Genomic DNA, 13,264 nt, shown 5'->3' on the forward strand with positions numbered 1-13,264 from the left:
CCGTACATGGAGAAACCACTAACACTAGCAAATTTTGGCCTTGGGCCGCTGGCTGTGATAATACGCATACCGCCCGCGATCGCATCTAGTTCCAAGTCGTTCAATTCTTGATTAGTTGAATTTTCCAATTCTGATGCTGCGATTTGGGACGACTCGGATGGTAATTCTTGCAAAAATTGATTGTTGCTTTCCATCAGATGTTTTCTCCTTGGATGTTTAAACTCAGCAGAAGCGCCATCGCTTCTAGTTACAACCAGCTCATTTCTGCTGTCCGTAATAGGACTGCATTTCTTCAATTAAGTTCATGGGCAGACCACGACCAAAAATGTTGGGCCTTGGACCACTGGCTGTGATAACCGGGATACCGGCAGCCCGAGCTCGATCGGCCATATCGGAACAGCCGCCCGCAATCGCATCGAGATCCAAGTCGCTCAATTGTTGATTAGTTGAGTTGTCCGGTGCGGATGCTGTGATTGCGGACGACTCGGAGGGTACTTCTTGCAAAAATCGATTGTTGCTTTCCATCAGATGTTTACTCCTTCGATAATTAGTGAAATTTGCTTCCAAAAGCGATCGAACCAACTCCGAGTAAAGTTGCCTCCTATCCAGCCTTTTTACCCGCTATGTGGCTAACAAAATGCTCGGTCGGAATTCTCTCGGTCGGACCGTACCACTGGAGCTTACTCCAATCGAAAAACGTAAGACCACCTGCGATCGCATCTAATTCCGTATCGTTCAATTCTTCAGCAACAGAATTGACTGGCGACTGTTGCTGTTGCACGGCAGAATCTTGCTCAAGTTCTCGGGAAAACTGATTAGTGCTGTCCATCTGATTGCTCCTTTTTATTTCGGTGAAGGAAGTAACTCCTTATTTGTTTTTTTCCAGCTAAGCTAGTGCTGGCCTATGCGTAAATTTAGTTTAGAAAATTTCCTGGCTAAAGTAGCTACCTCAAAGTAGAGTTTTGAACCTATAAAAACAACAGATATTTAACTCACCTTTAGTTGAGGAGATTACCTGAACTTTGGGCTAGGTATCGAATATCCCACGGAACTATAGACTGGTAATACTCCGTTTCTGTGCAATGAGTAAAGCCTGCGTTCCATCCCTCCGTAAGTCTTGTCTAAGCAATAACAGCCTATATTTTAGGGCGACACCTAGCCAAAAGTTTAGGATTTTCCCTCACAGAGGCTGAGTCGCAAGCTGACTATTTGGCTAATTTCATACTAAACTAAAAGCTAGAAGCATTTTAGGGTTATTATCTTACGCTGAAAATAGTAAATCATAAAAAAGACCATGAACTTAATTAAATTGTCGGGATTATCTGTTTCAATCGTACTATCGCTCTCCATCTTCCAGCAGCCGACAAATGCTCAAAGAGCAAGTACCTTTGCTACCAGTTGCACGGATTTTTCAATCAATGGCGCTCAATTATCTGCAACTTGTAACAAAAAAAATGGTACGAATCAGCGCACTTCCATTACCATTCAAGGGGTTCATAATAAAAATGGACAACTGGTACAAGGCAATATTGGGGAAGCAAGTACGTTCAACCGAACTTGCACAGACTTCGGTATTAATGGAGCTCAAATTTCTGCCAATTGCCGCACATCTAGCGGTGATTATCGGCATTTTTCTGTCACATTACTGGGAATTAATAATAACGATGGCAAGCTAATGTATTAATTATAGGAGGATTGAGCATTCCTAAAGTCCGATCGGCAATTGTGAAAGTCCTAACCCAAGAGTCGTATAAACAAAGGGCGATCGAGATGCAAGAGGCGATCGGGCGATCGGGCGGAGTCAAGCGCGCCGCTGACATTATCGAACAAGCTGTATTGACTGGGAAGCCTGTCTTGGCTTCTAAAATCTAAAATCTCAGATGTGGAGTCAAATCTAAAATCTAAAATCTAAAATCTAAAATCCACTGATGGCTCACGCACCTCTGGTGTGAGGAGCAAATTTATGCTATGTTCTACTGCAAAGTTGACAGCGGTATGAATATGCTGACTCTTCCGGGCGTTGAAATCACAGAGCTCATCTACGAAAGCGCAAACTCCCTGGTTTACCGAGCATTCCGACAACCCGACAGTCTCCCCGTTGTCCTCAAAATCCTCAAAGAAAATTATCCCACGCCCCAAGAACTCGCCCGCTATCGCACAGAGTATAAAATTACACAATCTCTGAATCTGAGTGGCTGTATAAAAGCCTATGATTTGCAGCCATATCAAAACACGCTGGTGATGTTTGTCGAGGATTTTGGCGGCGAATCTTTGAAAATTTGGATGCAGCAGCAAAAATTTAGTATTGCAGAATTCTTGCGAATTGCGATCGCCACCACAGAAAGTTTACAACAAATTCACAGCGTCCACATCATTCACAAAGACATTAACCCTTCAAATATTGTCTTCAATCCAGCTAGCGGCGAACTCAAAATTATCGATTTTGGCATTTCCACGCAGTTGACGCGGGAGAATTACACCATAAAAAATCCCAACATTTTAGAGGGAACTCTTGCTTATATGTCGCCGGAACAAACCGGCAGAATGAATCGAAGTTTAGATTACCGCACAGATTTTTATTCCCTGGGCGCTACCTTTTACGAACTGCTGACATACCAACTGCCTTTTGACACTAACGATGTGCTGGAATTAGTACACAGTCATCTCGCTAAACAGCCCTTGTCTCCATCTCAGGTGAATCCTGAAATTCCGCATATTATTTCCGATCTTGTCATGAAGTTGATGGCAAAAAATGCTGAGGAGCGCTATCAAAGTGCGATCGGAATAAAAGCCGATTTAGAAGAATGTTTAAATCAACTACACAGCCATAACAATATATCAGTTTTTACCCTAGGGAGTCAAGATATTTCTAACCGTTTTAAAATTCCACAAAAACTTTATGGCAGAGAGCGAGAAATAGATAGCTTACTGACAGCTTTTGCACAAGTAAGCCAACAATGCCAAGATGTCTGTGCCACAAGTTCAATGATGCTGATTTCGGGATATTCTGGTATCGGCAAATCAGCTTTGGTGCAAGAATTATACAAACCGATTACTCAACAGCGCGGTTATTTTATATCCGGCAAGTTTGACCAATATCAGCGCAACATTCCCTACAGCGCAATTGTCAGCGCTTTTCAGGATTTAGCCAAACAACTGTTAACAGAAAGCGAAGCGCAACTTAAAGAATGGCGGGAAAAATTATTAGACGCATTGGGAATCAACGCTCAAGTCATTATTGACGTAATTCCCGAAATTGAATTAATTATCGGCAAGCAACCCGCGCCGCCAGAATTGGGTGCGACAGAAGCGGAAAACCGCTTTAATTTTGTGTTTCAAAACTTCATTAAAGTTTTTACTAAACCAGAACATCCTCTGACAATATTTATCGATGATTTGCAGTGGGCGGACGGAGCATCTCTGAAACTGATGCAACTGCTGCTCGGCGCTTCGTCAACGGGACTATTTTTAATTGGGGCCTATCGGGATAACGAAGTTTCTGCAGCTCATCCGTTAATGCTAACGATTGCAGAGATTATCAAAACAGGGGCAAATGTCGATCGCATTTTCCTGTCACCTTTGGATTTAGCCTCTGTTACTCAACTAATTTCAGATGCCCTGAATTGTCAGGAAGCAAGAGTCAACTCCCTTGCCGAGTTAGTCTTTTTCAAAACGGGTGGGAATCCTTTCTTTATGAATGAATTTCTCAAATCGCTTTATACAGAAGGGCTATTACAATTCGACTTTACCTCCAGGGCTGTTTCATTCTCAGAAAAACCAGGGTTTTGTAGGGGCGGTGCCCCCGTGTCCGCCCAGCCGATAGACGAGGGCGATTCCCTACGGGATAGCTTCGCTGCGCGTGGGGAGATTGCCCCTACAGGGCTTTCAGATATTGGGGCAACCACGGGGGGATTGCCCATACAAGAGAATGAAACAGACCAGTCTTACCAAGAGGGGAGCCAGGGGAGTTGGCAGTGGGATTTAGATAAAATTCAAGCGAGAAATTTCACTGATAATGTTGTCGAATTGATGGCTGGCAAAATTAAACAACTGTCACAGAATACGCAGGAAACGTTAAAGATAGCAGCCTGCATTGGCAATCAATTCGATCTGAAAACCCTCGCCTCACTTTGCGGAAAATCTGTGGGACAAACGGCGGATGAGTTGTACGCAGCCGTTGCTGAAAATTTAGTCGTGTTGCTGGGGAACATGGGAGATATGGAATTAGAAATTGCAGGGAAATTACCCAAGTCCCAATTCCTAGAATTCAAATTTGTCCATGACAGAATTCAGCAAGCGGCGTATTCGCTAATTTCCGAACAGGATAAGCCGATTTTGCATCAAAAAATTGGGCGGTTTTTGCTGCAAAATAGCCTCGTAGATGACAGTCCAAATGCTTATTTTACAGAAGAAAAAATTTTTGAAATTGTCAATCAACTAAATTTCGGTTGCGATCTAATTTCCCATCAGCGAGAAAGAGATGAACTGGCTCAGTTAAACCTGATAGCAGGTCAAAAGGCTAAAGCATCAACTGCTTATGAAGCAGCGTTTGAGCATTTTAATGTTGGTCTAAAAATGTTGAGTACAGATAGTTGGAAAAATTCCTATAACTTAACTTTGTGCCTCTATGAAGAAGCAGTAGAGACAGCCTATCTAATAGGTAATTTTATCATAATGAATAAGTTATCAGAGATTGCATTAAAATCTACAGGAATAGTAATTTCAAAAGCAAAAATTTACGATGTGATTATTCAAGCTCATATGTCTCAGGGTAACTTTAAAGAAGGAGTGCAAACAGGTTTATTTTTTCTTAATTTATTAGGAATTAATTTGCCAGAACAGCCAAAATTTGAGGATATTAAAAAGGGTTTTGAAGAAACAAATACACTGTTAAAGGGACGGAAAATAAAAGAATTATTTGAGTTGCCTGAAATGACGCAACCAGAAGCTAGAACCGCTTTATTTATTTGTTCAAGAATGATAGGTACTACCTATTTAACTAATCCTGATTTAATGACACTAATTGTTTTAGCTAATGTCAATTTATCCATCAAATACGGAAATTCAATCTGGTCTGCTTTTGCTTATGCAGCCTACGGCGTTGTTTTGTGTGGAATTGTTGTAGATATTGAGGCAGGTTATGAATTCTCCCAATTCGCCTTAAAGTTAATAGAACGCTTTAATGCTCGCCAAGTTAAGGCTAGAGTTTTAGATGCTTTTGGCAATCACATTATACATTGGAAAAAGCATCTAAAAGAAAGTAGAGAAATTTTACTTGAAGCTTATTATAGTGCAGTGGAAACAGGAGATTTTGAATTTATTGGTTATGCTTTATTCGATCGCTGCTTTAATTCATATTCAATGGGTTATGAACTTGTGGCACTAGAACAGGAAATAATAAATTATTGTGAAATTCTTAGCAAGAATCGACAAAAAAGTAGCTTTAATTGGGTATTAATGTATTTACAAGTTGTTCGTAATTTACAAAAAAAATCTAAAAATACTCTTGATTTAAATAGTGATAATTACAATGAAGACGAGTTTTTATCTATACATCAAGCTACTCAAGATAAACAAGGTTTAGCTTTATTTTATTTAAATAAATTAATTTTATACTATTTATTTGATGAAGCTCATCAGGCAGCAAATAATGCAGTAATAGCAGAACAGTATTTAATTGGTGTGACAGGAATGGTTGCTGTTCCTATTTTTTATTTTTATGACTCTCTCGCGCATTTAACTATATTTAATAAATCTTCAAACTCGGAACGAAATGCTATACTGAATCGCGTGAATAGCAGCCAAGAGAAAATGCGTACGTGGGCGCATCATGCTCCCATGAATCACTTGCATAAATTTTATTTAGTAGAGGCACTTCGGAGTGAAGTTTTGGGTCAAGTTGTGGAAGCAATCGACTATTACGATCGCGCCATCTCCCTCGCCAAAGAAAACGAGTACATCCACGAAGCCGCTCTCGCTTACGAACTCGCTGCCAAGTTCTATTTATCCAGGGGGAAAGAATTAACAGCCAAAGCTTATATGCAGGAATCCTGTTACTGCTATCAACTCTGGGGTGCGGAGGCTAAAGTTAAAGATTTAGAAACGCGATATCCGCAATTATTTACGCTCGATCGACCTGCAAGTAAAAAAAGTTCAACTACATCTACTACGAACAGCCGTTCTAGTTCTTCCTTGGATATCGCTACAGTCATGAAAGCTTCTGAAGCAATTGCTGGGGAAATTGTACAGGATAAATTACTGTCCAGATTGATGAAAATTTTGATTGAAAATGTCGGAGCTCAAAAAGGGTATTTACTTTTAGAAAGTCAAGGCAAATTGCTGATTGAAGCTGAAGGTGCAGTGAACGACGAACGGATAACGGTGCTGCAATCTGAACCAGTTGAAAATTGCCAGAAACTTTCCGAAACAATTATCAATTATGTCGCCCGAACCAAAGAAAATGTGGTTTTAAATAATGCCCCTCGTGAAGGCAATTTTACGAATGATTCTTACATCAAAGCTCGTCAGCCCAAATCTATTTTGTGTGCTGCTTTGATGAATCAAGGTCAACTGGCTGCTATTGTTTATCTCGAAAATAACCTCACGACACAAGCTTTTACTCCCGAACGTTTAGAAGTTTTGCAATTGCTATCGGGACAAGCGGCGATCGCACTTACCAATGCTAAACTCTACGCGGAAGTCAAGGAACGCGAAAACCGACTGACTCAATTTATCGACGCTATGCCAATTGGGGTAGCCGTGCATGACACCACCGGGCAAATTACCTACGCAAATCAGACAGCACATCAACTAAGTGCTATTCCTACAATACCCGAAGCAAATACTGAGAAACTAGCAGAAGCTTGTCAACTTTATCTAGCGGGAACTAACAAGTTATATCCGACCGCACAAATGCCAATCGTGCGTTCTCTGGCGGGTGAAACGATCAAAGTAGATGATATCGAGTTCCACCGACCTGATAAGATTGTTTCTTTAGAGGTTTCTAGCACTCCAATTGTTGACGAAACAGGTAAAATTAATTATGCGATCGCCACATTTCAAGATATCACCGAGCGCAAACAAGCAGAAAAAGTTTTAGCTGATTACAACCGCACTTTAGAACAGCAAGTGAGCGATCGCACTCTCGAACTCCAGCGAGAAATTATCGAGCGACAACGAGCCGAACACGCAGCACAAGAAGCCAACCGAGCAAAAAGCACATTCCTCGCAAATATGAGCCATGAATTGCGGACTCCCCTCAATGCAATTCTGGGTTTTTCCCAACTGTTGAATCGCGGTTCTAACCTATTGCAGGAACAGCAAGAACACCTGGATATTATCACCCGCAGTGGAGAACATTTGCTCGGACTGATTAACCAAGTATTAGATTTATCCAAAATTGAAGCGGGGCGCACGACTCTCAACCCGACAAATTTTGACCTCCACCGCCTACTGGACGACATCGAAAATATGTTCCAACTGCCGGCCGAAAATAAGGGATTGCAGTTCTTAGTCGAACGGATGTCAGACCTTCCCCAATATGTGCAAACTGATGAAATTAAATTGCGCCAAATCTTGATTAACTTGATTTCTAACGCGATTAAATTCACATCGAAAGGTGGCATTTATGTGAAAATTAAAAATCAGGATTTTGATCGGCAAATCTGCTTTGAGATAGAAGACACGGGAGAGGGAATTGATGGTAGTGAATTAGACAAGCTTTTTGAAGCTTTTGTGCAAACAAAAACAGGAGAAGAATCGCAACAAGGAACAGGATTAGGTTTAACTATCGCACGTTCTTTTGTGCAGTTAATGGGAGGTGAAATGACAGTCAGTTCTCGTGCGGGAGGCGGTACTATCTTCAAATTTGACATTAAAGTTAATGCAGTTGAAAGTACCGATCGCCAACGGGAACAGCCAACTAGACGAGTTATTGCGATCGCACCGAATCAACCCCGCTATCGAATTCTCGTTGCAGACGACGCTTTTGACAACCGCCAATTGCTACTTAAACTGCTTTCCGCGATCGGTTTAGAAGTCTACGAAGCCAAAAATGGGAGAGAAGCAATAGAAAAGTGGGAGCAATATTCGCCGCACTTAATCTTTATGGATATGCGGATGCCGGTGATGGATGGGTATGAAGCAACCAAACAAATTAAAGCCAAAGCATCATCAAGATCCCCCCTTGTTAACGGCGGCGGGGGTATCGAAAGTCAAGCAACAGCAATTATTGCTATAACAGCAAGTAGTTTTGAGGAAGAGAAAGCTCTTATCCTTTCTACCGGGTGCGAGGATTTTATTTGCAAACCGTTTAGAGAAGCAAATATATTTGATGCTCTGCACAAACATATCGGAGTGCAATTCGTTTTTGAAGAACAAAATGCTGCGCCCAATTTCACAGAAAATGAAATAAATGTATTGACAAAAACCGCTTTTTCTGAATTGCCTCCGGAGTTAGTAGCCAATCTCCAGCAAGCCATTAGCAACCTCGATGTCGAACAGATGCAAGCAGTCATCAGTCAAATTCGCGAAATCAATCAGCCCTTAGCTAGGGCAAGCGCAGCTTGCATTAAAAATTTTCAGTACGAACAGTTGCTAAATTTAATACACACATTGAGGGATGAGACATGAACAAAAACCTCAGTTTTACCTGCCACGAAAGTATTTTAGTTGTTGATGATTGTCCTGAGAACTTAAAACTTTTAAGCGGGATACTATCGGCGGCTGGGTATAAAGTTCACCTGGCTCCCAGTGGGAAATTAGCTCTTAACTTTATCAATGCCAACTTACCAGACTTAATTTTACTCGATATTATGATGCCTCACATGGATGGCTACGAAGTCTGCAATCAGCTCAAATCTACTCCAAAAACTCAAAACATCCCAATAATTTTTATCAGCGCTTTGCAAGAAATTTTTGATAAAGTAAAAGCCTTTTCTGTGGGCGGAATAGACTACATTACAAAACCTTTTCAACAACAAGAAGTTTTAGTTCGCGTCGAAAATCAATTGCGTCTGAGAAGGATGTCTAAACAACTCATAGACCAAAATATTCTCGAAGAGCGCAACCGCATGGCGCGGGAAATTCACGACACTTTAGCGCAAACTTTTGCAGGTATTATCATACATTTGGGAGCCGCAGAACGGGTAATATCAGCCAATCCCGAACAAGCACAAGTACACATGAAAACAGTCTGCGAACTGGCTCGCTCTGGTCTTACTGAAGCGCGGCGATCCGTAGAATCTTTGCGCCCGCAACTGTTAGAAGATGGCGATTTGTATAGCGCCCTCAACCAAATTGCTAAACAAATGTCATCAGATACGGATACGCGCACTATTTTTGAAGTGGTTGGCACGGCATATTTCCTACCATTAGAGGTAGAAAATAATCTGTTGCGGATCGGGCAGGAAGCATTAACAAATGCTTTTAAATATGCCAAAGCTACGGCGATAAAAATTGAGTTTGTTTACGAAATATCCAAGTTTATTTTGCGGGTGCAAGACAACGGACAGGGCTTTGATACGGAAAGTATCGGTTTTAGGAATGGCTTTGGTTTATTGGGAATGAGAGAACGCGCCGATCGCATTAACGCGCAGCTAACAGTAAACAGCCGCCCCGGAAACGGAACAGAAGTTATAGTTTCAGTTAATTGCCAGTAAAGTAAGGTGCACATTTCGCACCATACATAGTAAGTTTGTAGTGAGAGCTTCAGTTTTTTTTGATAAAATTAACAGGGTAAACATGATTAACCAATCAAATATTATTCGCGTTTTAATTGCCGACGATCATTATATTGTGCGACAAGGTTTAGTGGCGCTGCTGGAGCACGAATCAGATATTAAAGTTGTGGCGCAAGCAAGCAACGGCGAAGAAGCTGTGACAATGTTTCGCCAACATCAGCCCGATGTAACGCTGATGGATTGGCGGATGCCGGTGATGGATGGAGTCGCCGCCATTGCTGCGATTTGTGCGGAGTTTCCCAGCGCCCGGATTGTGGTGCTGACGACTTATGACGGCGATGAAAACATCTATCGCGGATTGCAAGCAGGCGCTAAGGGCTATCTGCTGAAGGATGCGGAACCAGAGGAGCTTTTAGCAGCAATTCGGGCGGTTTTTGAGGGTAAAAAGTACATTCCGCTGGCAGTGGGTGTTAAGTTAGCCGATCGCCTGAGTGGGCCTGAATTGAGCGATCGCGAATTAGAAGTCATCCGCCTCATAGTCGCTGGTAAAAGTAACAGCGAGATTAGTGAAGTTTTGCACATCAGCGAAAGCACCGTCAAGTTTCACATCAACAATATTTTGAGCAAAATGGGAGTTAGCGATCGCACGCAGGCCGCGATTTCCGCATTAAAACGGGGGATTGTCAGCCTGTAGTTTAATGAGGGGTATTTTTGTTACTGATAAATATGACTATTATGACGGCAAATAATGATAAATAAGACCTTAAGTTTTATGTAAAAACTTTTTAGTAAGGCTAAGGTGGAACTCCTAGGACAAATTAGCCCTCATCAAAAAAATGCTTTATTCATTTTTGTCCAAATCTCAAGTCAAAGTCCGCATTTTAAAACAGTTTGCAGCGGCTGTTTCGGCGTCTTTAGCCCTCAGTGCAATAACCAGTTTGAAACCCTCGCCGGTATTAGCCGCTAGCAATATCCCCCCCGCAAATCAAACCTCGACTCAGCTAGCCGCAAAACCTGATTCTAGCTTCCAGCTAGGGCAGTTACCCAGCACTGTTCGCGTGCAGACAATGCAGCTCGATCCGGGGGGATTTATCCCGATCGCGATCGGCGGTATGATAATTATTCTGGTGCTGCCATTATTTTTTGGCGGATTGGTAGTAATTGGCGATCGCGAAGTCGGAATTGTCAGTAAAAAGTTTAGCTTCGGCGGCAAGTCTTTACCGCCCGGAGATTTAATTGCCTTAAACGGAGAAGCTGGATATCAAGCTGATACTTTGCCCCCCGGTTGGCACTGGGGTTATTGGCCTTTGCAGTATAACGTTCGCAAAGAGTCTCTAACTGTAGTTCCCCAAGGTGAAATTGCTTTAATTATCGCCGCCGCCGGCGAGTCGATTCCGCCGCAGCGCATACTCGGCCAAATCACAGAATGCGACAATTTTCAAGATGCTCGCAAATTTCTTAAAAGCGGTGGAGAAAAAGGTCGCCAACTCGGCATTCTGACGGGCGGCAGCTATCGGATAAATACGGCATTATTTACGGTAATTACAGCAGCTAATGCTCCCAAACACGGGATGACAGCGGAACAGTTGAAACTGTACAAAATTGCTCCCGATAAAGTGGGAGTTGTGACAACTTATGACGGCGTTCCGATCCAAGATGGCGAAATTGCAGGGCCGATTATTCCCAATCACGACAACTTCCAAAACGCGCAGAAATTTATCAGCGGCGGCGGGCGGCGCGGTTTGCAGGAACAGGTTTTGCTTTCCGGTTCTTGGAATTTAAATCCTTGGTTTGTCGGGGTGGAACAAGTGCCGATGACCGAAATCCCGATCGGCTATGTCGGCGCGGTTATTTCTTATGTAGGCAAAACCTCAGAAGATGTGAGCGGCGCTGCTTTCACTCACGGAAATTTAGTAAATGTCGGCAATAAAGGGGTTTGGGTAACTCCTCTTTATCCTGGGAAACATCCGCTGAATACACGCATTTTGAAAGTAGAGTTAGTGCCTACTACTAATATAGTATTGAATTGGTCGGGCAAAACAGAAAGGCACAGCTACGATTCTAAACTTTCGTCTTTAACCGTGCGTTCTCAAGACGGTTTTGCCTTTGATTTAGAAGTAGCTCAGATTATTCACGTCGGCGCTTTGGATGCTCCGAAAGTCATCTCCCGCGTCGGTTCCATGCAGAACTTAGTTGACCACGTTTTGCAGCCAACAATTGGCAATTATTTCCGCAATTCGGCTCAAGCTTATTCTGTATTAGATTTTCTCTCGGCAAGAAGCGGCAGGCAAGCGGAAGCCGCCGAGTATATAAAAGCAGCTTTGCGTACCTATGACGTGCAGGCAATTGATACTTTAATCGGAGATATTTTGCCGCCTGCAGAGTTGATGCAAACTCAAACAGATCGCAAAATTGCTGAGGAACAGTGCAAGACTTATGAGGTGCAGCAATTAGCACAAACTCAGCGGCAACAATTGGTGCGGGAAACGGCGCTGGCTGAGATTCAACAAGAGATGGTGAAATCGGAACAAGGCGTGAAAATTTCTGAGTTGAAAGCGAATTCTCAGGTGAAACAAGCTCAAGGCGAAGCTGAGTCGATTCGAGTGAAGGGAAATGCTCAAGCTGAAGCTTATCGCGCGGGTGTTGTGGCTTTGGGAGGTTCCGGTTATACGGCTTTGCAGTTAATGCAAATTATAGGCGATCGCAACGTGCGAGTTGTGCCGGATGTTGCGGTAACAGGCAACGGTAGCGGCGGCGGTTTGGTTGATGGTTTGCTGGGAATGATGATGTGGAATCAAACGAGCAAAAATGGAGAAAATGGCGGGGAGTTACCTGTAGTTAACCTACAGAAATCGGAACCTGCGGCAAAGTTATCAGTAGCCCAGGTGAATTCTGTTAAGCCGTCGGCATCTCGCGCTAATTCCCCTGTTGCGCATTCTGAGGCTGATATTGATTCGCGGTTTGATGAATTGCCGTTTGACGATCGATCTTTGAGTTAGGCTGTGCAGTTTTTAGTGAGGACTGAAGTCCTTTGTGAAAGCTTTTAGTCAATAAGGACTAAATTCCTTACTAAAAACAATTTTAGGCAGCATTACCAACAACTTGAGGCAATGGAAATAAAACAGCCGGAACACATACAAAAACTTGCAGATTTTTTGTATGTGTTCCGTTGTAAACTGATGCTTTTCATGGAGAAGATTTGAGACAATAGACTGGGTTTTAAAAACAGGAACTAGGTCTTTTTGTCTCAGGGTTAATTTTTCTATTAAAGCTTTTAATAGTTCGATGCCGTAAATGTCAGGTATGGGTTCTCAAGTTTGCTCGTACTCATAAACCAGAGTTGCTAGTACGTGAAGGTAGTCGCGTTCGTCTTGAGTCAGTTCGCCTTTGCCCCACAGAGTCGAGCGCTTTTTGAGTTGCAATGAATTCCTCGTCACCAGTTATGGGTCGGGGAAGAAATGTTTTGATTAGTTCGATATAAGCGCTAGAGTTGTTCAGTTGATTAGGCAATAGACCTCTTGCGAAAGTGCGAGCGCTCTAGTAAAATAAAAGAAAAAATTAGCTGAATAATATGAATTACGAAC

At 42.5% G+C, this 13,264-nt stretch carries 10 protein-coding genes; 6 read left to right on the forward strand and 4 right to left on the reverse strand.

The window, feature by feature from the left end; all coding sequences use genetic code 11:
* The 3 genes from QUA77_RS23490 to QUA77_RS23500 all read right to left on the reverse strand — a co-directional run.
* Positions 1-194: hypothetical protein (locus QUA77_RS23490; RefSeq protein WP_333452831.1), on the reverse strand; the 194-nt coding region annotated here is incomplete at its 3' end.
* Positions 195-258: 64 nt separating this feature from the next.
* Positions 259-525, reverse strand: coding sequence for a hypothetical protein (locus tag QUA77_RS23495; protein ID WP_333040261.1), 267 nt, complete (start codon positions 523-525; stop codon positions 259-261).
* Between the two features lie 76 nt (positions 526-601).
* Entirely contained in the window at positions 602-829 is a 228-nt protein-coding gene (locus tag QUA77_RS23500) for a hypothetical protein (protein WP_333040262.1), read from the reverse strand.
* Positions 830-1,294: 465 nt separating this feature from the next.
* On the opposite strand from QUA77_RS23500, the gene QUA77_RS23505 reads away from it, so the two are divergent.
* The 6 genes from QUA77_RS23505 (at position 1,295) to QUA77_RS23530 (ending at position 12,679) form a co-directional block, all read left to right on the forward strand.
* Positions 1,295-1,684 (forward strand): CVNH domain-containing protein, encoded by a 390-nt coding sequence (locus QUA77_RS23505; protein ID WP_333452833.1) that lies wholly within the window; start codon positions 1,295-1,297, stop codon positions 1,682-1,684.
* Between the two features lie 11 nt (positions 1,685-1,695).
* Positions 1,696-1,872, forward strand: coding sequence for a hypothetical protein (locus tag QUA77_RS23510; RefSeq protein WP_333452835.1), 177 nt, complete (start codon positions 1,696-1,698; stop codon positions 1,870-1,872).
* Between the two features lie 129 nt (positions 1,873-2,001).
* On the forward strand, positions 2,002-8,631 hold the full coding sequence (locus tag QUA77_RS23515; protein WP_333452840.1) for an AAA family ATPase: 6,630 nt from the start codon (positions 2,002-2,004) through the stop codon (positions 8,629-8,631).
* Positions 8,628-9,659 (forward strand): response regulator, encoded by a 1,032-nt coding sequence (locus QUA77_RS23520; RefSeq protein WP_333041202.1) that lies wholly within the window; start codon positions 8,628-8,630, stop codon positions 9,657-9,659. The genes QUA77_RS23515 and QUA77_RS23520 overlap by 4 nt, the downstream gene beginning before the upstream one ends.
* An 85-nt stretch (positions 9,660-9,744) precedes the next feature.
* Positions 9,745-10,374 (forward strand): response regulator transcription factor, encoded by a 630-nt coding sequence (locus tag QUA77_RS23525; protein WP_333041206.1) that lies wholly within the window; start codon positions 9,745-9,747, stop codon positions 10,372-10,374.
* A 142-nt stretch (positions 10,375-10,516) separates the two neighbouring features.
* Positions 10,517-12,679: a flotillin family protein gene (locus QUA77_RS23530; protein WP_333452836.1), complete on the forward strand. Its 2,163-nt coding sequence runs from the start codon at positions 10,517-10,519 to the stop codon at positions 12,677-12,679.
* A gap of 312 nt (positions 12,680-12,991) precedes the next feature.
* On the opposite strand, the gene QUA77_RS23535 is transcribed toward QUA77_RS23530, so the two are convergent.
* The gene (locus QUA77_RS23535; protein ID WP_333452838.1) at positions 12,992-13,117 is read right to left on the reverse strand and encodes a hypothetical protein; all 126 of its coding nucleotides are present in this window, start codon (positions 13,115-13,117) and stop codon (positions 12,992-12,994) included.
* Between the last annotated feature and the right edge of the window lie 147 nt (positions 13,118-13,264).

This window comes from Microcoleus sp. K5-D4 (assembly GCF_036704575.1).
GTDB lineage: Bacteria > Cyanobacteriota > Cyanobacteriia > Cyanobacteriales > Microcoleaceae > Microcoleus.

Excerpts from the sequence above, each read along its gene's own strand:
- QUA77_RS23495 (WP_333040261.1), bottom strand. The coding sequence starts at position 525 with ATGGAAAGCAACAATCGATTTTTGCAAGAAGTACCCTCCGAGTCGTCC.
- QUA77_RS23500 (WP_333040262.1), bottom strand. The coding sequence starts at position 829 with ATGGACAGCACTAATCAGTTTTCCCGAGAACTTGAGCAAGATTCTGCC.
- QUA77_RS23505 (WP_333452833.1), top strand. The coding sequence starts at position 1,295 with ATGAACTTAATTAAATTGTCGGGATTATCTGTTTCAATCGTACTATCG.
- QUA77_RS23515 (WP_333452840.1), top strand. The coding sequence starts at position 2,002 with ATGCTGACTCTTCCGGGCGTTGAAATCACAGAGCTCATCTACGAAAGC.
- QUA77_RS23520 (WP_333041202.1), top strand. The coding sequence starts at position 8,628 with ATGAACAAAAACCTCAGTTTTACCTGCCACGAAAGTATTTTAGTTGTT.
- QUA77_RS23530 (WP_333452836.1), top strand. The coding sequence starts at position 10,517 with ATGCTTTATTCATTTTTGTCCAAATCTCAAGTCAAAGTCCGCATTTTA.